This window comes from Devosia sp. SD17-2, assembly GCF_029201565.1.
Taxonomy (GTDB): domain Bacteria; phylum Pseudomonadota; class Alphaproteobacteria; order Rhizobiales; family Devosiaceae; genus Devosia.
The window spans coordinates 4202582-4222032 of sequence record NZ_CP104002.1; the positions used below are offsets into that span (position 1 = coordinate 4202582).

The 19451-nt window shown below is 62.8% G+C and carries 22 protein-coding genes and 1 pseudogene; 13 read left to right on the forward strand and 10 right to left on the reverse strand.

What is annotated here, in order from left to right:
- Positions 1–11: 11 nt before the first annotated feature.
- From NYQ88_RS20600 to NYQ88_RS20630, 7 genes and pseudogenes are all read left to right on the forward strand, one after another.
- Positions 12–470, forward strand: coding sequence for a cyclic nucleotide-binding domain-containing protein (locus tag NYQ88_RS20600; RefSeq protein WP_275652922.1), 459 nt, complete (start codon positions 12–14; stop codon positions 468–470).
- 86 nt (positions 471–556) lie between these two features.
- Positions 557–712: pseudogene (locus NYQ88_RS20605) on the forward strand (DUF1508 domain-containing protein); the annotation flags it as partial.
- Complete coding sequence (locus NYQ88_RS20610; RefSeq protein ID WP_275654970.1) at positions 713–922, forward strand: DUF1508 domain-containing protein; 210 nt, start codon at positions 713–715, stop codon at positions 920–922.
- A gap of 77 nt (positions 923–999) precedes the next feature.
- Positions 1000–1794: an ABC transporter substrate-binding protein gene (locus NYQ88_RS20615; protein WP_275652923.1), complete on the forward strand. Its 795-nt coding sequence runs from the start codon at positions 1000–1002 to the stop codon at positions 1792–1794.
- A gap of 102 nt (positions 1795–1896) precedes the next feature.
- A complete protein-coding gene (locus NYQ88_RS20620) occupies positions 1897–2715 on the forward strand; it encodes an amino acid ABC transporter permease (RefSeq protein ID WP_275652924.1) in 819 nt (272 codons plus the stop codon).
- A 55-nt stretch (positions 2716–2770) separates the two neighbouring features.
- Positions 2771–3295, forward strand: coding sequence for a CreA family protein (locus tag NYQ88_RS20625; protein WP_275652925.1), 525 nt, complete (start codon positions 2771–2773; stop codon positions 3293–3295).
- A gap of 170 nt (positions 3296–3465) precedes the next feature.
- Positions 3466–4101 (forward strand): peroxiredoxin, encoded by a 636-nt coding sequence (locus NYQ88_RS20630; protein ID WP_275652926.1) that lies wholly within the window; start codon positions 3466–3468, stop codon positions 4099–4101.
- Between the two features lie 62 nt (positions 4102–4163).
- Here the strand turns inward: NYQ88_RS20630 and NYQ88_RS20635 are convergent, their stop codons facing one another.
- From NYQ88_RS20635 to NYQ88_RS20650, 4 genes are read right to left on the reverse strand one after another with little or no spacing between them, the layout of a single operon-like run.
- Positions 4164–5306, reverse strand: coding sequence for an MFS transporter (locus NYQ88_RS20635; protein ID WP_275652927.1), 1143 nt, complete (start codon positions 5304–5306; stop codon positions 4164–4166).
- 2 nt (positions 5307–5308) lie between these two features.
- A complete protein-coding gene (locus NYQ88_RS20640) occupies positions 5309–5773 on the reverse strand; it encodes an MmcB family DNA repair protein (protein ID WP_275652928.1) in 465 nt (154 codons plus the stop codon).
- Complete coding sequence (locus NYQ88_RS20645) at positions 5766–6953, reverse strand: MFS transporter (RefSeq protein WP_275652929.1); 1188 nt, start codon at positions 6951–6953, stop codon at positions 5766–5768. The genes NYQ88_RS20640 and NYQ88_RS20645 overlap by 8 nt, the downstream gene beginning before the upstream one ends.
- Positions 6950–8122, reverse strand: a complete 1173-nt coding sequence (locus tag NYQ88_RS20650; RefSeq protein ID WP_275652930.1) for an MFS transporter — start codon at positions 8120–8122, stop codon at positions 6950–6952. The genes NYQ88_RS20645 and NYQ88_RS20650 overlap by 4 nt, the downstream gene beginning before the upstream one ends.
- Before the next feature lie 263 nt (positions 8123–8385).
- On the opposite strand from NYQ88_RS20650, the gene NYQ88_RS20655 reads away from it, so the two are divergent.
- Complete coding sequence (locus NYQ88_RS20655; protein ID WP_275652931.1) at positions 8386–9585, forward strand: IS256 family transposase; 1200 nt, start codon at positions 8386–8388, stop codon at positions 9583–9585.
- On the opposite strand, the gene NYQ88_RS20660 is transcribed toward NYQ88_RS20655, so the two are convergent.
- Together NYQ88_RS20660 and NYQ88_RS20665 are read right to left on the reverse strand one after the other, a co-directional pair.
- Complete coding sequence (locus NYQ88_RS20660) at positions 9557–10222, reverse strand: hypothetical protein (protein WP_275652932.1); 666 nt, start codon at positions 10220–10222, stop codon at positions 9557–9559. The two genes, NYQ88_RS20655 and NYQ88_RS20660, sit on opposite strands and share 29 nt — an antisense overlap.
- A 170-nt stretch (positions 10223–10392) precedes the next feature.
- On the reverse strand, positions 10393–10746 hold the full coding sequence (locus tag NYQ88_RS20665; RefSeq protein WP_275652933.1) for a septal ring lytic transglycosylase RlpA family protein: 354 nt from the start codon (positions 10744–10746) through the stop codon (positions 10393–10395).
- 530 nt (positions 10747–11276) lie between these two features.
- On the opposite strand from NYQ88_RS20665, the gene NYQ88_RS20670 reads away from it, so the two are divergent.
- Positions 11277–11630, forward strand: coding sequence for a DUF1428 domain-containing protein (locus NYQ88_RS20670; RefSeq protein WP_275652934.1), 354 nt, complete (start codon positions 11277–11279; stop codon positions 11628–11630).
- A 33-nt stretch (positions 11631–11663) separates the two neighbouring features.
- Here NYQ88_RS20670 and NYQ88_RS20675 read toward each other — a convergent pair whose 3' ends face one another.
- Together NYQ88_RS20675 and NYQ88_RS20680 are read right to left on the reverse strand one after the other, a co-directional pair.
- Positions 11664–12215, reverse strand: coding sequence for an ActR/PrrA/RegA family redox response regulator transcription factor (locus NYQ88_RS20675; protein ID WP_275652935.1), 552 nt, complete (start codon positions 12213–12215; stop codon positions 11664–11666).
- 26 nt (positions 12216–12241) lie between these two features.
- Entirely contained in the window at positions 12242–13579 is a 1338-nt protein-coding gene (locus tag NYQ88_RS20680) for an ActS/PrrB/RegB family redox-sensitive histidine kinase (protein WP_275652936.1), read from the reverse strand.
- A gap of 144 nt (positions 13580–13723) precedes the next feature.
- Between NYQ88_RS20680 and NYQ88_RS20685 the strand changes: the two genes are divergently transcribed.
- From NYQ88_RS20685 to NYQ88_RS20700, 4 genes are all read left to right on the forward strand, one after another.
- The gene (locus NYQ88_RS20685) at positions 13724–14173 is read left to right on the forward strand and encodes a DUF2852 domain-containing protein (protein ID WP_275652937.1); all 450 of its coding nucleotides are present in this window, start codon (positions 13724–13726) and stop codon (positions 14171–14173) included.
- A 168-nt stretch (positions 14174–14341) separates the two neighbouring features.
- A complete protein-coding gene (locus NYQ88_RS20690; protein ID WP_275652938.1) occupies positions 14342–15091 on the forward strand; it encodes a SprT family zinc-dependent metalloprotease in 750 nt (249 codons plus the stop codon).
- Between the two features lie 50 nt (positions 15092–15141).
- Positions 15142–15480, forward strand: coding sequence for a hypothetical protein (locus NYQ88_RS20695; protein ID WP_275652939.1), 339 nt, complete (start codon positions 15142–15144; stop codon positions 15478–15480).
- 68 nt (positions 15481–15548) lie between these two features.
- A complete protein-coding gene (locus tag NYQ88_RS20700; protein ID WP_275652940.1) occupies positions 15549–16271 on the forward strand; it encodes a L,D-transpeptidase in 723 nt (240 codons plus the stop codon).
- A gap of 53 nt (positions 16272–16324) precedes the next feature.
- Here the strand turns inward: NYQ88_RS20700 and NYQ88_RS20705 are convergent, their stop codons facing one another.
- Together NYQ88_RS20705 and NYQ88_RS20710 are read right to left on the reverse strand one after the other, a co-directional pair.
- Entirely contained in the window at positions 16325–16717 is a 393-nt protein-coding gene (locus NYQ88_RS20705) for an HXXEE domain-containing protein (protein WP_275652941.1), read from the reverse strand.
- Positions 16707–19361, reverse strand: a complete 2655-nt coding sequence (locus NYQ88_RS20710) for a PBP1A family penicillin-binding protein (protein ID WP_275652942.1) — start codon at positions 19359–19361, stop codon at positions 16707–16709. The genes NYQ88_RS20705 and NYQ88_RS20710 overlap by 11 nt, the downstream gene beginning before the upstream one ends.
- Positions 19362–19451 lie beyond the last annotated feature (90 nt).

Consider the following 19451-nt stretch of genomic DNA (forward strand, 5'->3'; position numbering starts at 1 on the left):
AGGACCTGACGATGGCCGATATACTCGATTACTGCAGGGGGCTGGAGCAGCGCCGCTTCAAGTCCGGCCAGATGCTGATCGCCGAGGGCGATCGGCTGGGCAAGATTTTTGTCCTCGTCGCGGGCGAAGTCGAGATCATCCGCGAGCGTACCCAGGTCACCCATGTCGACGAGCCCGGCTCGATCTTCGGGGAAATGGCGGTCCTGCTCGACATGCCCCATTCGGCCAGCGTGCGGGCGCTGTCGGAAGTGGTCGCCTACGAAATCCTCGATGCGTTGACCTTTCTCGACAGCCGACCGGAGTTTTCCCTCGCCATCGCCACCATGCTGGCGCGGCGGCTCTATTATACGACGTCCTACCTCGTCGATCTGCAGCAACAGGCGGCCGGCAAGCGGCAGGATCTCGACATGGTCGACCAGATCCTCGCCGCGCTCGTCGATCCTGAAGAAGCACGCCGAAAGCGTCAGTGACCGACAGCCGGCCAACGGCGTAGTGGCTTCCCAATTGCGGCCATTGCGCTAGTCTCACATCATATCAACTCACGGAGGCCAGCGTCATGGCACACAAGTTCAACATCACCGATGCGGCGAACGACCAGTTCAAGTTCGATTTCTCGTATAATTCCGAGAAGATCTTCTGGTCCGAAAACTACAAGCAGAAGGCGTCTGCCAAGAACGCCATCGAATCGCTGAAGAAGAACGCGCCTGACGCCATCACCGTTGATCTTTCCAAGGAAGAGACCGGTTCGGGCTACCGCTTCGAGATCGTCGCCTCCAAGGATGGCCAGCATTTCGTGCGCTTTGTTGCCTCCAATGGCGAGACCATGGCCCGCACCGAGACCTATACCTCGAAGGCCTCCGCCAAGAACGCCATTGAATCGCTGAAGAAGAACGGCCCCGACGCCGACGTCATCGACGCCTGATTTTACTCAAATCCATTCCCAACCCGGCCGGGTGGCCTCGTCTCCCGGCACGGCTTTTAAAATGTCCGGGGGACATCATGTTCAAGACTGCAAGCCTCGTCGGCGCCTCGGCCGCCCTGCTCCTTGCCGCCCTGCCGGTGGCGGCGCAGGACCTGCCCGATCTGGGCGGTCGCGTCATACACGCGGTGACCGAGAACGCCTATTATCCGCTCAACTTCGCCCATCCGGAGACGGGCGAGGGCATCGGGCTCGAATATGATGTCATCAACGAGATCGCCAAGCGCCTCAACGCCACGGTGGAATGGGACCTCACGGCCTGGGACGTAATGATCGAAGCCGTCCGCACCGGCCAGTTCGATGTTGGCGCCGATGGCATCACCATCACGGCCGAGCGTGAGGAGCAGATCGACTTCACCGCGCCCTTCATCACCGTCGAGCAGTATTTCCTCGTCCGCGCCGATGACGACCGGATCACCGGTACGGAAAGCTTTGCCGACAACGCAGATCTGCTGTTTGGTGCGCAGGCCGGAACGTCCTCGTTCTACACCGCCATCTATGATGTGCTTGACGGCGACGAAGCCAATCCGCGCGTAAAAGTCTTCGACAATTTTGGCGCGGCGGTTCAGGCGGTCAAGGCCGGCGACGTGGATGCGGTCATCGCCGACGAGGCGGCGTCGGCCGGCTATATCGGCGCCGATCCCGGTGCGTTCAAGCAGGCGGGCGAGCCGATCAAGTCCGATCCCTTCGGCTTTATCCTGACGCCCGGTTCGGACCTCGTCGAGCCGTTCAATGCCGCGCTCGCCCAGCTCGAGGCCGAGGGCTGGCTGGAAGAGCGGACAAAGTACTGGTTCTTCGAATATTCTGCCGATTAATCCCCCTGCCACGGGGATCGGTCTAGAGTGCGCTTATGCCCACTCCCCCTTGGGGAGTGGGTTTTGCTATCAAGCCTGCCTGGATCGAGTACCTGGTCATCAATGTCTTATAAGCCGCGCAGCCCTTCGCTCCTGTCCCGCATGCCCTGGTGGCTCCTCGCCATCGGCCTGCTGTTCGTGCTCGGCTTCTGGGCCATTACGGCCGACGGCACCTATGAGAACATCTTCCGATCCGTGTCCTCGGGTGTGGTCACAACGCTCTGGGTCACCATCCTCGCCTTCGCCGCTGCGACCATCCTTGGGCTGGTCGTTGCGCTGGCCCGCACTTCGGGCAACCGGGTTCTGCGCGAGGTCGCGACCTTCTACGTGGAGGTTATCCGCGGCATCCCGATCCTCGTTTTCTTGTTCTACATCGCCTTTGTTGGCGCTCCGGCTCTGGTGTCGGGCTTCAACTGGGTTGCCGCTCCGCTGATCGAGCTCGGCTGGCTGGCCCCCGCGACGGTCCGGGGCTTCGATTTCGTCTGGCGCGCCATACTTGCGCTCACCATCTGCTATTCAGCCTTCATCGCCGAAATATTCCGCGCCGGCATCGAAGCGGTGGACCGCGGCCAGATCGAAGCGGCCCGGGCACTGGGCCTCAGCCGCTGGCATTGTTTCCGCCTGATCATTTTCCCACAGGCGCTGCGCACCATCCTGCCGCCGCTGGGCAATGATTTCGTCTCCATGGTCAAGGATTCCGCACTGGTCTCAGCCCTGGGGGTGCAGGACATCACCCAATTGGGCAAGCTGCATGCCTCGTCGAGTTTCCTGTTCTTTGAAACCTACAATGTCGTGGCGTTCCTCTACCTCACCATGACCATCTCGCTATCGCTGCTGGTGCGCTGGCTCGAGAGGTTCATGAACCGCCGATACAACCGCTAACTCTTGCGTCTGGCCATTCCGGCCCCCATGTCTTGCACTGTGCTGGAGGATCCTCATGAAGCTTTTTGCCAAGATTGCCGTCGCTGCAACTGCCGCCCTCGCTCTCGTCGCCTGCGGCGATAACCGGCAAGTGGGTAGCGTCGGGGTCGACTGGACCGGCAATGACATTTCCATCGAAGCCGTCGCCGATCCCGATGTCGAGGGCGTGGTCTGCCATCTGGCTTTCTTCAACCGCTCCTTTATCGACCGCATCAGCCAGGGCAACTGGTTCGAGGACCCCTCCTATTCGGCGCTCGATTGCTCGGCCGTGGGTCCCATCACTGTCGGGGACATCGCCACCCGTGGCGGTGGCGAGGAGATCTTCAAGGAGGGTCGCTCGCTGATCTGGAAGTCGCTGCGCGTCACCCGCATCTACGACGCCGCCAATAATTCTCTCATCTATCTCGGCCATGCCCGCCAGCTCCAGCAGGGTTCGGGCAAGATGAGCCTCTCCGTCGTGCCTCTCACCGGGCCGAACGTGACCTGGACCAATGGCGCGCCGACCCCGGCAGCGACCCAGGGTTCGGTCATGGTGCAATAGGCCATCCCGGCGCCATGCTGCATCGGCCAGCGCGCGGGCAAAATCATGCCCGCGCAGCCGATAAGTTGGCAAAAGCATTTCGTACTCTGCCGCTTCAAACCGCTGGCGTGAGTACGATATTCTCCTCCTGAACACGAGTTGAGCCGCCCGTTGCGGCCAAGGAATAGAGTATGTCGATCCTGATTGGCGATACGGCCCCAGATTTCACCCTCGAATCCACCGAGGGCACGATCCATTTCCATGATTACATCGACGGCTCCTGGGCCGTGCTGTTCAGCCACCCCAAGAATTTCACCCCGGTCTGCACCACCGAACTGGGCTATACCGCAAAGCTCAAGCCCGAGTTTGAAAAGCGCGGCGTCAAGGTTCTCGGCCTCTCGGTCGACAAGCTCGAAGATCACGGCGGCTGGGCCAAGGATATCGAGGAAACCCAGGGCGCGGCGCTGAACTTCCCGCTGCTCGCCGACACCGAAGGCAAGGTGGCCCGTCTCTACGACATGATCCACCCCAATGCCGACAATACGCTGACCGTACGGTCGGTGTTCGTCGTCGGGCCGGACAAGAAGGTCAAACTCAAGATCGAATATCCGGCCTCCACCGGCCGCAATTTCGATGAGGTGCTGCGCGTCATCGACAGCCTGCAGCTGACCGCCAAGCACCAGGTGGCGACACCGGTGAACTGGAAGGACGGCGAGGACGTGATCATCGTGCCAGCCGTTTCCAACGAGGCGGCCAAGGCCAAGTATCCCGACGGCTGGACGGAACTGAAGCCCTATCTTCGCATTGTCCCTCAACCCCGCGGGTAATCCCCGCACATCCTCCTCTCCCTGACCGACTCATGAGCGATGGTACTCCCATCGCTCATTTTTTATGCCGATCTGCCGCTGAGGCGGCCGGCCATGATGAAGGTCAGGACCAGCAGTGGAATCAAAAGCGCAAAGGCCATGCGCACCCCAAAGGTCTCGGCAACGGCGCCGATCAGGACAGGGGCGCCCAGATTGACCAGCTGAAACACCATGGTCACGGAGGAGACGTTCTGAGAGGCCGGCCTATCGGAGAGACGGGCAGCGGCGGACAGCATCAGCGGATAAAGAACGCAGATGCCGACGCCAACGAGGGCAAAGGCAAAGATGCCGATCCAGGCATTGGGCGCGAACACAACGAGTACCAGCCCTGCAATCGCCGTGGCCGAGAGGATGCGGGCGACCTGCACCTGCCCGAACCGGTCGATAACCCGGTCGGCACAGAGCCGGCAGACCGCCATGGCCGCCACCAGCGCTGGCAAGGCGAGGGACTGAACCCAGGCGGCGACAGCGAAATTATCGCGCAGATAGATGATCGCCCAGGCGCGGGACGCCCCCTCGGTCAGCCCCGCTCCGAGCCCGAAAGCCACGAGCCCGAGTGTTGCCAGCGTCGGCAGGGCCAGGCGCCGCACCGGGCCCCCAGTGTGCGGGCGCGGCACGCTCACCGGCATGGGCAGCACCACGAGCAGCAGCGCGCCGATCACCAGCGGCGCCAGAAGGCCCAGATGCCAGGCCGGCGAGATATCGAGGCCACGCATCACCGCCCCGAGCAGCGCCGTCACCAGGAAACCGACACTCCACACGCCGTGGCAGGTGTTCATGATCCGGCGACCACCGGCGAACTCAAGCCGATCCGCTTCGACATTGATGGCAACATTGGTCAGCGAGAAGCCGACGCCATTGATCATGAGAAGGATGAAAAGCGCGACCGGGTTGAGAAATATCCCTGCCAGCGCCGAGGAGACAATCACGACGGGCATGAACCACAGCATCACGCGACGCGGGCCGAACCGCTCGATGATGGCGCTCGACACGAGGAACATGGGCAAGGCGCCCAGCGGCTGCCCCATCAGCACGATGCCCAGCTGTGCCGGGCTCAGCCCATTGAGCAGTTGCAGATCGGCAATGCGCGTCTGGACCGCCCCGATGGCGACCGCGTGCAGGAAGAAAAGCGCGATGACGCGCCAATGAGCTGGTGCTGTGGCCAAGATTATCGGGGTCCAGGATCCATGAGGATATGGATACGGTCAGCGCCCAGCCGGGCGAGCTTGAGCATCAGCGCCTTGCGCCGCGCCGGCGCCAGCGGCGTATCGGGGCTATCCCGCAGAATGGCGCCATCGTGTCCGTCTGCCACGATCAGCCCCTCGGTCTCGGGGAAAATCTCGCCATCGAGCTCAGGTGGCTTGGCAAAGAAGAACTTGTCGGAAAATTCCCGGTATTCCAGCCACTTTCGGTCAACCTGGAAATCGATGAGGCTCGACTTGATCTCGATGATCCAGATCTCGCCTTTTGGCCCCACCGCCAGCACATCAGCGCGCCGGCCATTGCTGAGCGGCACTTCGGCATAGCAGGCCATGTCGTGGCGCTCGCGCAGCATGCGCATGACCCCGCGCTGGACGCGCAGGGCCGTGGCAGACTGCCGGAGATCGACAATGGGGGGCAGGTCTTCAGCCATTGGGACCAAGTGGTTCGGGCGCCATGCCATGCGGGGTCTCGGTCTTCTTCGTGCCGAGGGCAAAGCTTGAGGCCCAGAGGCCGGCCAGAAGCAGCGGCAGGCAGATGAGATAGGACATACGAATGCCCAGGAACTCGGCGACGAAGCCCAACAGCGGCGGCGCGAGGAAGAAGACCACGAAGCTCACCTGGCCGATGGCCGCCACGTTGACGGCGGCCGGGCGGTCGGTGCGCTGTGCCGCTTCGGATACAGCCAGCGGATAAACTGCCGAGCAACCTGCACCCATGAGAGCAAAACCAGCCAGCGCCAACTCGGGAGACGGGGCAAAGCCGACCATGAGGGCGCCGAGGCTGGCAAAGCTCAGCATGACCATGGCCACATTGCGCGGTCCGTAGCGGGCAACGATCGGATCGGCCAGGAGGCGCATCACTGCCATGAAGAAGGCAAAGAGCGTGAGCCCCATGCCGCCCACAAAGGGCTCTACGGCAAAGACATTGCGCATGTAGATGGCCGACCAGTCGATGCCGGCACCCTCAACGAGGAAGGCGGCAAAGCCGATGAGGCAGAGCGGCAGGAGACTGCGCGTGGGGAAGGCGAAGCGGTGCTCGCCCTCGCCTTCGGCACGGACGGGCTTGGGCGCTTCGGTTGCGCTGATGAGGAGATAGCCGGCCACCAGCACGACAAAACCGGCCACGACGAGCATATGCGTACCCGCCGAAATGCCGGACTGGCGGATCACGGCGCCGAACAGCGCGGTAACGAAGAAGCCGACGCTCCAGAACCCGTGGGCGCGGTTCATGAAACGCTTGCCGGTCTGCATTTCCAGCCGGTCAATCTCGACATTGAGATTGATCTCGAGCGCACCGGACAGAAGCCCCGCGCAGAACAGCACGACGAACATGGCCGACGCGGCCGGCAGGAAGGGAATGGTCGCGAACAGAAGCGAGGGCCCGAGAACGGTGATCAGCGCCGTCTTGCGGAAGCCGAGCTTTTCGATGACCGGAGGGCCGAAGGTGAGCGAGATCAGCGAGCCGATGGCCATGCCGATCATGGTCAGCCCCAACTGGCCTTCGGAAATACCGAAATGGTCCTGGATATCGGGCAGGCGCGCCATGAGGGCGCCGGTGGTAAGAGCAAACAGGAAGAACGAGGCGTAGATGCGATGCTGCGGAGCGATCATGGAGTAACCTCCCGCAGAGCGGGCTTGGGAGAAAGTGTATGGGCGGTGGCAAGGCCAAGCAGCACCAGCGGGAAGCCGACGCCGAACACCCATTGGATGCCGAAGTGCTCGCCGATATAGCCGAGCAGCGGCGGTCCGAGAAGGAAGGCGGTAAAGGAGAACTGCGCCAGCGCCGCGACGTTGATGGCGGCGGGGCGGTCAGTCTGCTGCGCGGCGGCCGACATGGCCAGCGGGAAGAGCGCGCTCGAGCCCACGCCGATTAGGGCGAAGCCGAGATAGGCCACCCAGGCAGCGGGAGCGAAGAAGGCGCAGAGCACGCCAGCGCCCAGCACGATCAGCAGCGAGCGCGCCACGGTGACCGGGCCGAGCCGCTCAACGAAGCTGTCAGCGAAAAAGCGGGCTACGCCCTGCGAACCGGCGACTGTCGCCACAGCGAGACCCGCCCAGAAGGGCTCGGCGCCAAAGATGTTGCGCATGTAGATGGCAGACCAGTCGATCCCGGCGCCTTCCATCAGCATGGCTGAAAGACAGACGGCCACCAGCGCCATGATCGACATGGTCGGCTTGGCCAGGCGCGGCGCTTCTTCAGAATTGGTCCCGGCGCGATGGGCTGCCGGTTCGAACCGGCCCAGCACCAGAAACGTGGCGAGGATGATCACCGGGATCATGATCATGAGGTGCAGATGCACTTCGAGGCCGGTCTGGGCAATGAAAGAGCCGACCAGCCCGGCAGCAAAGAACCCAAGGCTCCAGAAAGCATGAGCCCGGCTCATGATCCGGCGGCCGACAGCGTGCTCAACCCGGTCCGCTTCGACATTGACGATGATTTCGATGGCGCCAATGGTCAGGCCGACCGGCACCAGCAGCAGGAAGAAGGCTACTGGCGTATTGGCCCAACTGGCCAGGGCATAGCCGACCGAAAGCAGGGGGATGGCGGCGAGGAGCACGCGCCGATAGCCGATCGCTTCGACCATCCGCCCAGCAAAGGTCAGCGAGATCAAGGTGCCCAGTGCCGAGCCGATAAGGGCCAGTCCAAGCGCTCCCTCGCCGACGCCCATGGCGCTCTGGATATCGGGCAGGCGCGGAAAGATGCTGCCCATGCAAAAGGAGTAAACGAAAAACGCCCCAAAGATTCGCATCTGGGGCGGCATATCAATGCCGAAGCGCATGGTGGGAAATGCTCAAACTGGTCAGACCGCGTGACGCTAGTGCATTTCGGCGCGCCAATAAATAGTACTCATCATGTCGTAGACCGGTTTATGCCAACGATTGCAACGTGGTCGTGTCCCGGGACGTGGTGTAACTGAGGTGGTCAAGCCGCTCGCGAGCGCGCCATTAGGAGCGCCGTAGCGAGCGAGCGGCTGGGTGGTCATCGACGGATTTCCGGTAAGGTCTGGTTGCTTACGCCAACCCTGTACCTGAAGGACCACCGATGACCGACTCGATGAACCTGCGCTCGCTGGTAGAGAAGGCCCCCGACGCCGATATTCTGCGCGAGATGATTGGCTTTGCTGCCGAACGGCTGATGGAAATGGAAGTGGGTGCCGCCACTGGCGCCGGCTATGGCGAAAAGAGCGCCGAGCGGCGGGTCCAGCGCAATGGCTACCGCGAGCGGGACTGGGAGACCCGGGCCGGCACGGTCGAGCTGCGCATCCCCAAGCTTCGCAAGGGCAGCTACTTCCCTGGCTTTCTGGAACCTCGGCGGCTGGCCGAGAAGGCGCTGACGGCGGTGATCCAGGAGGCGTATATCCAAGGCATCTCGACCCGGTCGGTGGACGACCTGGTCAAAGCCATGGGCATGAGCGGCATCTCAAAGAGCCAGGTCAGCCGCCTGTGCGAGGAGATCGATGGTCGGGTGAAGGCTTTCCTTGAGCGGCCGATCGAGGGCGACTGGCCCTACCTGTGGATCGACGCCACCTACCTCAAAGTGCGCCGGGGCGGCCGCATCGTCTCGGTGGCCGCCATCATGGCCGTGGGCGTCAATGCCGATGGCCGGCGCGAGGTGTTGGGCATGGAGATCGGCACCTCGGAAGCCGAGGCGATCTGGACCGAGTTTCTGCGCAAGCTGACCCGCCGCGGCCTGCGAGGCGTGAAGCTGGTGATCTCCAATGCCCATGAGGGCATCAAGGCCGCCGTCACCAAGGTGCTTTGCGCCACATGGCAGCGCTGCCGCGTTCACTTCATGCGTAACGTCCTCGCCCATGCCGGCAAGAGCGGTCGCCGCGTGGCCAGTGCCTTTATCGCCACGGCCTTCGCCCAGGAGACGCCGGAGGCGGCCAGCACCCAGTGGCGCGCCGTTGCCGACCAAATCCGCCCTCGCGTGCCCAAGCTTGCCACCATCATGGATGAGGCCGAGCACGACGTCCTCGCCTACATGAGCTTCCCCAAGGAGCATCGGGCCAAGTTGCACAGCAACAACCCGATTGAACGGGTGAATGGCGAGGTGAAGCGCCGGACCGAGGTCGTGGGCATCTTCCCCAACGAGGACGCAATCATCCGCCTCGTCGGCGCTATCCTGCTCGAACAGAACGATGAATGGGCGGTTCAGCGGGCGAGATATATGACGCTGGAATCCGTCGCCCCGTTGAGCGATGATCCCCTCGTCAGCTTGCCGGCAGTTCCCGCACGCTGACCAGCCCGGCCAAGCCGGATATGCGTGGAGGCCAAGCCTCAGTTACACCACGCAGTGGGGCACGATCCTGCAACGTTGCCACAGCGGCGTCCGCCGGGCCCATCTCTTCACGCATCACAGAGATGCCGGACCTGGCATCGCGGATCAGCTCAAAACGGCGGAATGGCCCGCCCTGACGCACATCGGCGCCGTCGCGCCTGGACACAGTGTTGCGGCGCCGATCAGGCCCGAAATAGCCGCTCGCCTCGTAATAGACCTTCATCTCCCCGACCTGATGCTCGAGCCTCTCGCGCAATTGCGCGCGAGACTGCGGCAGGGCAACCACGTCATCGAACCCCATGTTGGCGCAGGCCATGGTGGTCTCGATCGACGGATGCTCGGTCAGATAGATCAGCGGCGAAAAGCGAACGCTGGGCTGGTCGCAGAACCGCACCGCTGCAGCAGTCGCGCGCAACTGCCTGGGGTCGGCGACGGATGAGCAAAGGATGAAGCAGATCGGGTTGCGCGCGATCTGCTCGGACACCTGCGCGATGCCGCGGAAAGACGACACGCCAGTAAAGCCAATACCACTGACCAGATCAAACAGGGCGGCGCAGCGATCATCGTCCGGCCCGGCAATATAGACATAGGCATCCATTGCGAGCCCCCGACGCGTCTGGATTTCTCTCGCGGCGAATATTAGGCGCAAACGTCTAATTGTGCACTAACGAGGGGCCAATTTGCCTCCAAACCTGGCAGAAATGATCCGTGCACAAAAAAGCCGCCCGAAAACGGGCGGCTGCAACGTCGGTTGAGACGTTGGAAGGATTACATCTTTTCGATGCAGACCGAGGTCACGCCGCGATTGCGGAAACCCAGTTCCGAGGCAGCTGCCTTGGAGAGGTCGATGATGCGCTTGCCGTGGAAAGGACCACGGTCATTGATGACAACCTGAATGGACTTGCCAGAGTTCTGGTCGGTGACACGCAGCTTGGTGCCAAATGGAAGGGAACGATGCGCCGCCGTCATGGCGTTTTCGTTGAAGGTCTCACCCGATGCGGCCTTCTTGCCGTGGAAGCCGGGGCCATACCAGGATGCGCCACCGCATTGTGCATGGGCTGCAGTCGCGGTGACGGCGAGAACTGCCGCACACAAGGCGACGGAAACGGCTCTTCTGATCAATGCTCTATGCTCACTGAAGTTATCGATGAGCGCTGAGTAAGGGGGCCTAGCGTCGGGAATAAGGGCAGATTGTCCCTAAATGCCCCCGGCCGCCGGCACTGTTGCAGCTTTGCCGCACAGTTTTGGGTCTACTTGATTAACCATTGGGTCTGAATTGATCGATGCTGTAGAATGAGAATCTCTGTCCATTAATATTTTTCCGATTCACCGCCGGGATTCAGCGCGGCGGCGGAACCACGTTCCAGATTGTGTCGGATGGGCAACGGTTTCATCAAACATCTGTGAAATCGCTGAAATCGCCTCATCCGCCCGGTGTGAATAACGTGGAAAGCGGCGCGGGGCGCCAATTGCGATGAGATTGTGACAGGACTCAGCGCCGGAATTTCGTCTCCCAACTGTACGCGCCAAGCTCGCAGCCTGCTCTAACGGCTGCCTGATCTGCTGCCCCGTGGTGTCGAAAGTGCAGTTTCTCGTTCGTCCTTGTTCCAAGCGCTGGGTCGCAGCACCCGCGCAGCAAGAGGAGAGACGAGATGACCTATGTCGATGGCTTTGTGGCGGCTGTACCGCGTGCCAACAAGGAGCTTTATATTGCCCATGCCCGTGCGGCGGCAGAGCTGTTCCTGAAATGGGGTGCGCTGCGCGTGGTCGAGAACTGGGGCGATGACGTGCCCACGGGCGAGCACACCGATTTCCAACGCGCGGTCGGCGCCAAGGATGACGAGGTGATCGTCTTTTCCTGGATCGAATATCCGGACAAGGCGACGCGGGACATCATTCAGAAGCGCATGATGGAGGGCCCGGAAATGGCGAACTTCCCGGCACTACCGTTTGACGGACAACGCATGATTTTTGGCGGATTCACTACGCTGATGGCGCTCGACTGAGCGCCTGCGCCCAAGGGTCGAGAGCCCCGCTGGTCAGCGGGGCGCGCGCTTGGCGAGAATGCGCTGAAGGGTGCGACGGTGCATGTTGAGACGGCGTGCCGTCTCGGAAACATTGCGGTCGCACAATTCATAGACGCGCTGGATATGTTCCCAGCGGACGCGATCGGCCGACATGGGGTTTTCCGGCGGCTCGGGCTTGTCTTCGCCCGTGGCCAGAAGCGCATTGATGACGTCGTCGGCGTCGGCGGGCTTGGACAGATAGTCCATGGCGCCGAGTTTGACGGCAGTGACCGCGGTGGCGATGTTGCCATAGCCGGTCAGCACCACGGCGCGGGCATCCGGCCGCTTCTGATGCAGCGCGGACACCACATCGAGGCCATTGCCATCTTCAAGTCTGAGGTCGACGACAGCGAAAGCGGGTGGCTTTTCACCAACGGCGACAAGCCCGGCGGCAACGGTGGAGGCCGTTCGGACGTCAAAACCCCGGCGCACCATGGCGCGCTCAAGGCGGGTGAGGAAAGCCAAGTCGTCATCGACCAGCAAAAGGCTGGGATCTGTGGCCAGTAGGTCTTCGATCGTGCTCATGCCTTCTCCATATTCTGTCGAGGCCTCTACGTCAAAACCCGAGTCGCGGATTGCTTGACAACGGTGTCACGGCTCCAAACGATCCGCACCTGTGCGTGACCATCTGCATTTTCATTGCTGAAGGTCAATTTCGCCCCTGTTCGCTCGAGCAGGGTCTTGGCGATGAAGATGCCGAGGCCCAGCCCGCCCGGCTGGTCCGCATCGGCGCCCTGCGGGTCGCGTGGGCGGCTGGTCAGATAGGGCTCGCCCAGCCGGGTGATGAGTTCAGGGGCAAAGCCGGGGCCGTCATCGGTGATCAGCACCACAATACGGCTCTCGTCCCAACTGGTTTCGATGCGCACGGTCTGGACAGCAAAATCGGTGGCATTCTCGATCAGATTACCGAGGCCATAGAGCAGGCCGACACTGCGCGGAAAGATCGGGTCTGGACCGGCGACGCCCTGGCTGTCGAACAGAATGACTTTGCCGCGTCCTTCGTGATGGCGCGCCACTTCGTCGAGCACATCGCTCAGGGAAGCTTCGGCAAAGGGATCGGTGGGGTCGGTGCCGCCCAGATTGCGCAGCTTGGCAAGGATGGCGCGGCAGCGCGCCGCCTGGGCGATGATCAGTTCGACGTCCTCTGCCAGCTGGCTGCCCTCGTCCACATCGGCGCGCATTTCCTTGGCGGCAAGGGCGATGGTCGAGAGCGGCGTGCCCAGCTCATGGGCCGCCGCTGCCGCCATGCCGTCGAGCGCGGAGAGCTGTTCGCGGCGTGACAAGGCCAGTTCGGTCGCCGCCAGGGCGTCGGCTATCAATCGCGAGTCATTGGCGACCTTGCTGGTATAGGCGGAAATAAAGGCGATGCCACAGACGATGGCCACCCAGATGCCAATGACGAAAACGCGGTCAAAGGCCAGCTCGTGCCCCGGAACCCATGGCAGTGGCATATGCACCATGGCAACGATTGACGCGATAACTGCCGCAAACAGGGCAATGATGAGCGTTTCGAGCTGCGGCAGTGTCGTCGCCGATACCGAGACCGGCGCCAGCAGCAGCAGCGAGAACGGGTTCTGCAGCCCGCCTGTCAGGGCAAGCAGGCCCCCGAGCTGGGTGAGGTCGCAGGCCAGCAACACCGCGGCAAAGCGCGGCGAGAGGTTGGCGCGCGAGCCATAGCGCCAGACAAGGAAGATATTGAGCAGCGCCGACAGGGCGATCAGCGTCATGCATTCGAGCAGGGGCAGCGGAAAGCCCAGGCCGAAATGAACGAAAAACACGCCAACGGTCTGCCCTGCTATCGCCAGCCAGCGCAGCAGCACAAGCGATTGCAGGCGCAACGGGCGCCAGTCGGGCGTCATCTCGAGGCGCGAAGCCGTTTCGGTACTCATATGAATAGGGCTCCAGTCAGGGCAGGCGCGGCGCCATAGGGACAAAAAACACGCATTTCAAGCAGTAAAACCCAATAGGCACATTCTTGATCCTGTCAAAGCGGGGACCAAATTAGTTGCATCGTGACTGGGAGACGAAACGAAATGAACACAGCAATCATCAAACCGCAATGGTCGCCTCTGACCATCGCCCTCATGGTCCTCGGCTTTATCCTCTTCTGGCCCATTGGCCTGGCCATTCTTGGCTACATCCTGTGGGGTGAAAAGTTCGGCGGCTCCGCCGAAAAGGCCCAGGCCTACTGGAACAAAGGATGCGGCTACATGCGAAACAACACCAAGCACCACGGCTTCGGCGGGCAGAATTTCGCCTCAACCGGCAACGCCGCCTTCGATGACTACCGCGCCGACCAGCTCAAGCGTCTCGAGGAAGAGCGCGCCCGTCTCGATGCCGAGATCGACGCCTTCCAGGACTACATGGCCAATCTGCGCAAGGCCAAGGATCGCGAAGAGTTCGATCGCTTCATGAGCGAGCGCCGCGGCAACCGCCAGGGTTTTGGCGACACCAACCAGGAAAACTGGGGCAACAACGGCTAAGGCCGGCCCCTTTCCTTAGTCCATATGGTCCTCCCCTGTGACCTCACTGACGCCCCATCCGGGGCGTCTTTTTTTTGTGATCTCTCACCTCGGCCCGCCCCCGATTATCGGCCAGACGGGCGGCGCGTTTCCGCCTAGACTGCGAAAACCGATTCTTTGCGGCCGTCCATGTTCTCTTTCCTCCGTCAGAAATCAGCACCGCCGGCTCGCACCCAGCTCGATATCGACGGACGGGTCGTCGACGTGACCGTGCGGGTGAGCAAGCGGGCGCGCGCCTTTCGCCTGTCGATCCCGGCAAAGGGTCCCCTGCTGACGGTGCCGGAGAAATCCCGCTGGAGCGATGCCGAGGCGTTTCTGCACCGTCATCGCCATTGGCTGGGTGCCCGCCTGCCGCGCACGCCTTCGGCGCAGAGCCTTGCGGTCGGCAGCCTTGTGCCGCTGCGTGGCGTGCCCCACCAGATCATCGGCACCGGCGCAGTACGGGGCCGTGTCGCAATCGGGGAGACGGACGAGGGCCCGGCTCTCTTCGTACCGGGCGCGCCGGAGCACCAGCCGCGACGGCTCTATGACTGGCTCAAGAGCGTGGCGCTGGAAGAGCTGACAGAGCGCAGCGATTTTCACGCGCAGCGCCTCTCGGTCAGCGTCAAGCAGATCCGGCTGCGCAGCCAGTCGAGCCGCTGGGGCTCCTGCTCGTCGGCCGGCGCCATCAACTACAATTGGCGACTGATTCTCGCCCCGCCCTTCGTGCTGGACTATGTCGCGGCGCATGAGGTGGCCCATCTCGTGGAAATGAACCATTCAGAAGCGTTCTGGGCGACGGTCGAGAGAACCCTGCCCGACATGGACCGGGGGCGAGCGTGGCTTAAATCACACGGTCGCCAGCTTATGGCGTGGCAACCGCCGCAGGCTGACCCCTGAGCGACGTCTTGCCACTTTCACGCCCCAATCATAGTCGCTAGAGCAGAGTTATGCAGCGTCTCGTGGCCCTCATTGCCGTCGTCTTTGCCTTCGCGACCGTCGCGGGGAGCACGACTGCCTATGCCCACCGCTATATCAGCACCCCGATCGTGGTGCTCAACATGGTGGACGCCGAAAACGTCTCCATCCCGGTGACCGTAACTGTCCAGCGCGGCGAAGTTGATCTCGGCTCGGGCATAATCATGCCCTTCGGCTCGCTCTACGCGATTACCGTGGACGCACAGATCGCCCTGATCCCGGCGGGACGAGACGCTCCCACTGCGGTCCACCTGGCCCATGGGCCCTACAGCACTGCCGACCGGCTGCTCCGCCCACCCCGCGCGGCCTGACACCAGCCCCACACGTCTCAGTTTTCAGTCTCCCCAATCGCTAGGCCCACCCGGGCCAAGGACATATTATGCATTCTGTTACCGACGCGACCCTGTCGCGCCGCGCCCTGTTGGCTGGCCTCGCCAGCCTGGGTGCGCTGACCCTTGCCGGCTGCTCTACCACGGGCATCACCCGTAGCGCCATCGCCCCCACGGAGCCGGTTCGCCGCGCCGTGCCGCCCGAGGTCCTCGCCATGTATTCGGCACGCCCGGAAGAAGAATATCCGGTTCCGGCTGCCGACGTATCCAATCTCGATCCGATCTACTGGCGCCAGGAAGTCGACAACCCCACCGGCGAGCCCGGCGGCACGGTGGTCGTCGATACCGCAAACCGCTTCCTTTACTGGACCATGCCGAATGGCCGCGCCATGCGGTATGGCGTCGGCATTGGCCGCGCGGGCTTTGAATGGGGTGGCCGCGCCCACATCGCCTATAAGCGCAAGTGGCCGATCTGGACCCCGCCGTCGGAAATGGTGGATCGCCAGCCCGAACTCGAAATGTATCGCCATGGCCAGCCGCCGGGCCTGCTCAACGCATTGGGCGCCCGCGCGCTCTATATCCACCAGGGCAATCGCGACACCATCTACCGCGTGCACGGCACCATGGATGTCGCCACCATCGGCAAGGCGGTCTCTTCGGGCTGCGTGCGCCTGATCTTCCAGGATGTCATGGACCTGCACGACCGCGTGCCCAATGGCTCGCCCATCGTCGTGATCCAGAGCCAGGCGCCGACACAGCCCCTCGCCGTCTGATCGCCAACGGCTGGCACGCATCAAAAAGCCCCGGCAGGAATGCCGGGGCTTTTTCACGTGTCCCGACGCGCAAGCGCGATCCATCCGAAGACGGGGAGTAGCACCAGAAACGCACTCACCACGCCGGGCATGAGGCTGCCCGTATAGACGCTGAGGGCCAGGTGCGAGGCGGCGTTGACCAGCATCACGACCGCCACAACCTTGAGCCCAGCGCCCATCCAGCGGCGCGGTGAAAGCTGTGCCATGAGCGCAAAAAGAAACGCCGCGCCCATAAGGAGCACGGCGGTGAACATGAAAGCGTTCGAGCCGGCGGACCAGTTGAACCCGGCTGTTTGAGGATGGGCCTCCGCCCAGCCGGGAAGTCCCAGCGCGATCTCCTCGGCATTGTGGATCGACAAGGCCAGGGCGGCGGCCCATGCCCGGGCCGCCAGTGTATTATTCGCCAAAGATGAGGTCCATCAACGTGCGCTGTGCACGGGGCTGTTCGTAGACCTGCTCTGGCTGCTGCACGGGTGCCGGTGGCGCGAACTGGGCATTGTTGTCGACAAACACCTGCTGGTTCTGAACCGGCTGGCTCGGCGCAAGCGGCGCGCTTGGCACCCAGACCTGCTGGCCCGTCGTCGGATCCACCACCAGCATCATCGGCATGCCGGTTTCCGGATCGATCGGCGCCTGGCCAAAACCGTTATTCTGGTCCTGCAGCGGAAAACCAGTGACCGGATCGATGGCCTGACCGCCACCATTGAACTGGTTGGCGTCGACGAATTGCTCGACCGGCAGGCCGGTGGCGGCGTCAACCATCTGGCCCGACTGGATCGGCGGATTTGCCGACTGGATCGGGGCAATACCCTGCATCGGCTGGCCTGTCGCCGGGTCGATGGCAATGATCTGCCCGGTCGCGGGATCGACCATGGTCTGCACCGGCTGGCCGGTTCCGCCATCGACATATTGCACCTGCGGCTGGCCAGTGGCCGGATCGATGATCGGCTGGCCGGTGTTGAGGTCGATCAGCTGCTGCGGGATGACCTGACCGGCATAGGAGCCGCCCGGGATCTGCACCGGCGATTTACCGGCATGGGCCTTGGTCATGAACTCGGACCAGATGGCGACCGGGACGTTGCCGCCCGAGAGCTTAGTGCCCTTGTTGTCGTCATTGCCCAGCCACACGCCGGTGACCATGGCGGATGTATAGCCCACAAACACCGCGTCGCGGGATTCCTGGCTGGTGCCGGTCTTGCCGCCGAACTGCCAGCCGCCCAGATTGGCGCCACGCCCCGTTCCCACCTCAACGGCGGTTTCAAGCATGTCGTTCATCTGCGCGAGGACATGCGGGTCGATAACCCGGCCCGGGCCGGCATTGGAGGCCTCATACAGCGCTGTGCCATCCTTGGAGGTGATCTTGGTGATCACATTGGGGATGACGCCATTGCCGCCATTGGCAAAGGGGGCATAGGCGCTGGTCAGCTCGAGGAGGTTCACTTCCTGGGTGCCGAGGCCGATCGAGGGCACTGGCGTCATGGCCGAGGAAATGCCCATGCGGGTCGCCACATCGATCACCGCTGCCGGGGTCACGTCGATGGCAAGGCGACCGGCAATAGTGTTGAGCGAATAGGCGAGGCCCTGCCGCAGCGTCACCGTGCCGGCATATTTGCCCGAGGCATTGCGCGGGCTCCAGCCATTGTATTCAAACTGGGCGTCCTCGGCGAGGGTGTCGGGCGTATAGCCCTTTTCCAAGGCGGCGAGATAAACGAAGGGCTTGAAGGCCGAGCCGGGCTGGCGCTTGGCCGTCACCGCGCGGTTATACTGGCTGGCCTGATAATCGACGCCGCCGACCATGGCACGGATAGTGCCGTCGACATCCATCGCCACCAGCGCGCCCTGGGTAAAGCCGCGCTTCGGACCTTCATTGGCCACCGCTTCGCGCACGGCGAATTCGGCGTCCTTCTGCATTTTCCAGTCGATGGTGGTCTGCACCACCACGTCGTCCGAAATCTCGCCGATATAGGCCGTCATCAGGCTTTCGACCCAGTCGGCGACATAGGACTCGGAGCCTGCCACCACGGTGCGGACGCTGGACTGATCCGAGCTGATCTGCGCCGCGTCGGCTTCTTCGCGGGTGATATAGCCTTCCTGCGCCATGAGATTGAGCACGAGGCGCTGGCGCTCGATGGCGCGCTGCGGATTGGCCTTGGGATTATAGGCGGAAGGCGCCGGCAGGATGCCGACCAGCATCGCCGCCTGTCCAAGCGACAGGTTTCGCGCCGAGACGCCGAAATAGGTCTGAGCCGCCGCTTCGATGCCGGTCGCGCCGGCGCCGAAATAGACTCGGTTCATATAGAGCTCGAGAATTTCCTCTTTCGAGAAATTCTGCTCGAGCCAGATGGCGAGGATGGCTTCCTGCACCTTACGGCCCAGGGTCTGGTCCGGCGTCAGGAAGAGGTTCTTCGCAACCTGCTGGGTCAAGGTCGACGCACCACGGGTCACGCCGCGGGCTTCGAGCATTTCCAGCGCCACCGAGGCAAGGCCGATCGGATCAACGCCAAAATGGCTCATGAAGCGCCGGTCTTCCGAGGCGATGAAGGCCGCGGGCACATAATGCGGCAGTTCGCGGAAGGTGACAGCTTCGCCGCCGGTCTGGCCGCGATTGGAGATCAGGCTGCCGTCAGCGGCAAGAATACGGATATTGGGCGGACGCTCAGGAATCGCCCAGGTGTTCGACGAGGGCAGCTGGGCCCCGTAATAGACAATGACGCCGATGACGGCGAGGCCGCCCCAGAGACAGGCGACAAAGCCCCACCACAGAAGACCCATGAGGAAACCGCCGGAGCGCGAACGGCGTTTTTTCGGGCGAGCGGCCTCGGCCTTGCCGCGGCGCGGCTCTTTCTTTTCCTTGCGCGGCGGCTTAGGCGGCTTGCCGCCACCAGCACCGCCACCAATGGGTCCGCCGGAGCGCTCGTCGTCGACGAAAACGCCAACAGACTGGCCCAGCGATGGCTCGACGCGCTGGCCCTTGGCTGCACGTGCCTGCGGCTTGCTGGTCCTCTTCGGGGGGCCACCAACGCGATCATCGGCCGAAATGCGGAAGTCCATCGAGCAATCTGTCCTTGAAGGTCTTAAGCCGCTTCTACTCTTTTCACCGCAGGAGGGAAAGAAAAGGTAAGCGAGAGGTTAAGGAGGCTG

Coding starts and splice junctions, on each gene's coding strand:
- NYQ88_RS20600 (WP_275652922.1), top strand. CDS start 12: ATGGCCGATATACTCGATTACTGCAGGGGGCTGGAGCAGCGCCGCTTC.
- NYQ88_RS20615 (WP_275652923.1), top strand. CDS start 1,000: ATGTTCAAGACTGCAAGCCTCGTCGGCGCCTCGGCCGCCCTGCTCCTT.
- NYQ88_RS20620 (WP_275652924.1), top strand. CDS start 1,897: ATGTCTTATAAGCCGCGCAGCCCTTCGCTCCTGTCCCGCATGCCCTGG.
- NYQ88_RS20625 (WP_275652925.1), top strand. CDS start 2,771: ATGAAGCTTTTTGCCAAGATTGCCGTCGCTGCAACTGCCGCCCTCGCT.
- NYQ88_RS20630 (WP_275652926.1), top strand. CDS start 3,466: ATGTCGATCCTGATTGGCGATACGGCCCCAGATTTCACCCTCGAATCC.
- NYQ88_RS20640 (WP_275652928.1), bottom strand. CDS start 5,773: ATGGCTGAAGACCTGCCCCCCATTGTCGATCTCCGGCAGTCTGCCACG.
- NYQ88_RS20645 (WP_275652929.1), bottom strand. CDS start 6,953: ATGATCGCTCCGCAGCATCGCATCTACGCCTCGTTCTTCCTGTTTGCT.
- NYQ88_RS20650 (WP_275652930.1), bottom strand. CDS start 8,122: ATGCGCTTCGGCATTGATATGCCGCCCCAGATGCGAATCTTTGGGGCG.
- NYQ88_RS20655 (WP_275652931.1), top strand. CDS start 8,386: ATGACCGACTCGATGAACCTGCGCTCGCTGGTAGAGAAGGCCCCCGAC.
- NYQ88_RS20660 (WP_275652932.1), bottom strand. CDS start 10,222: ATGGATGCCTATGTCTATATTGCCGGGCCGGACGATGATCGCTGCGCC.
- NYQ88_RS20670 (WP_275652934.1), top strand. CDS start 11,277: ATGACCTATGTCGATGGCTTTGTGGCGGCTGTACCGCGTGCCAACAAG.
- NYQ88_RS20675 (WP_275652935.1), bottom strand. CDS start 12,215: ATGAGCACGATCGAAGACCTACTGGCCACAGATCCCAGCCTTTTGCTG.
- NYQ88_RS20680 (WP_275652936.1), bottom strand. CDS start 13,579: ATGAGTACCGAAACGGCTTCGCGCCTCGAGATGACGCCCGACTGGCGC.
- NYQ88_RS20685 (WP_275652937.1), top strand. CDS start 13,724: ATGAACACAGCAATCATCAAACCGCAATGGTCGCCTCTGACCATCGCC.
- NYQ88_RS20690 (WP_275652938.1), top strand. CDS start 14,342: ATGTTCTCTTTCCTCCGTCAGAAATCAGCACCGCCGGCTCGCACCCAG.
- NYQ88_RS20695 (WP_275652939.1), top strand. CDS start 15,142: ATGCAGCGTCTCGTGGCCCTCATTGCCGTCGTCTTTGCCTTCGCGACC.
- NYQ88_RS20700 (WP_275652940.1), top strand. CDS start 15,549: ATGCATTCTGTTACCGACGCGACCCTGTCGCGCCGCGCCCTGTTGGCT.
- NYQ88_RS20710 (WP_275652942.1), bottom strand. CDS start 19,361: ATGGACTTCCGCATTTCGGCCGATGATCGCGTTGGTGGCCCCCCGAAG.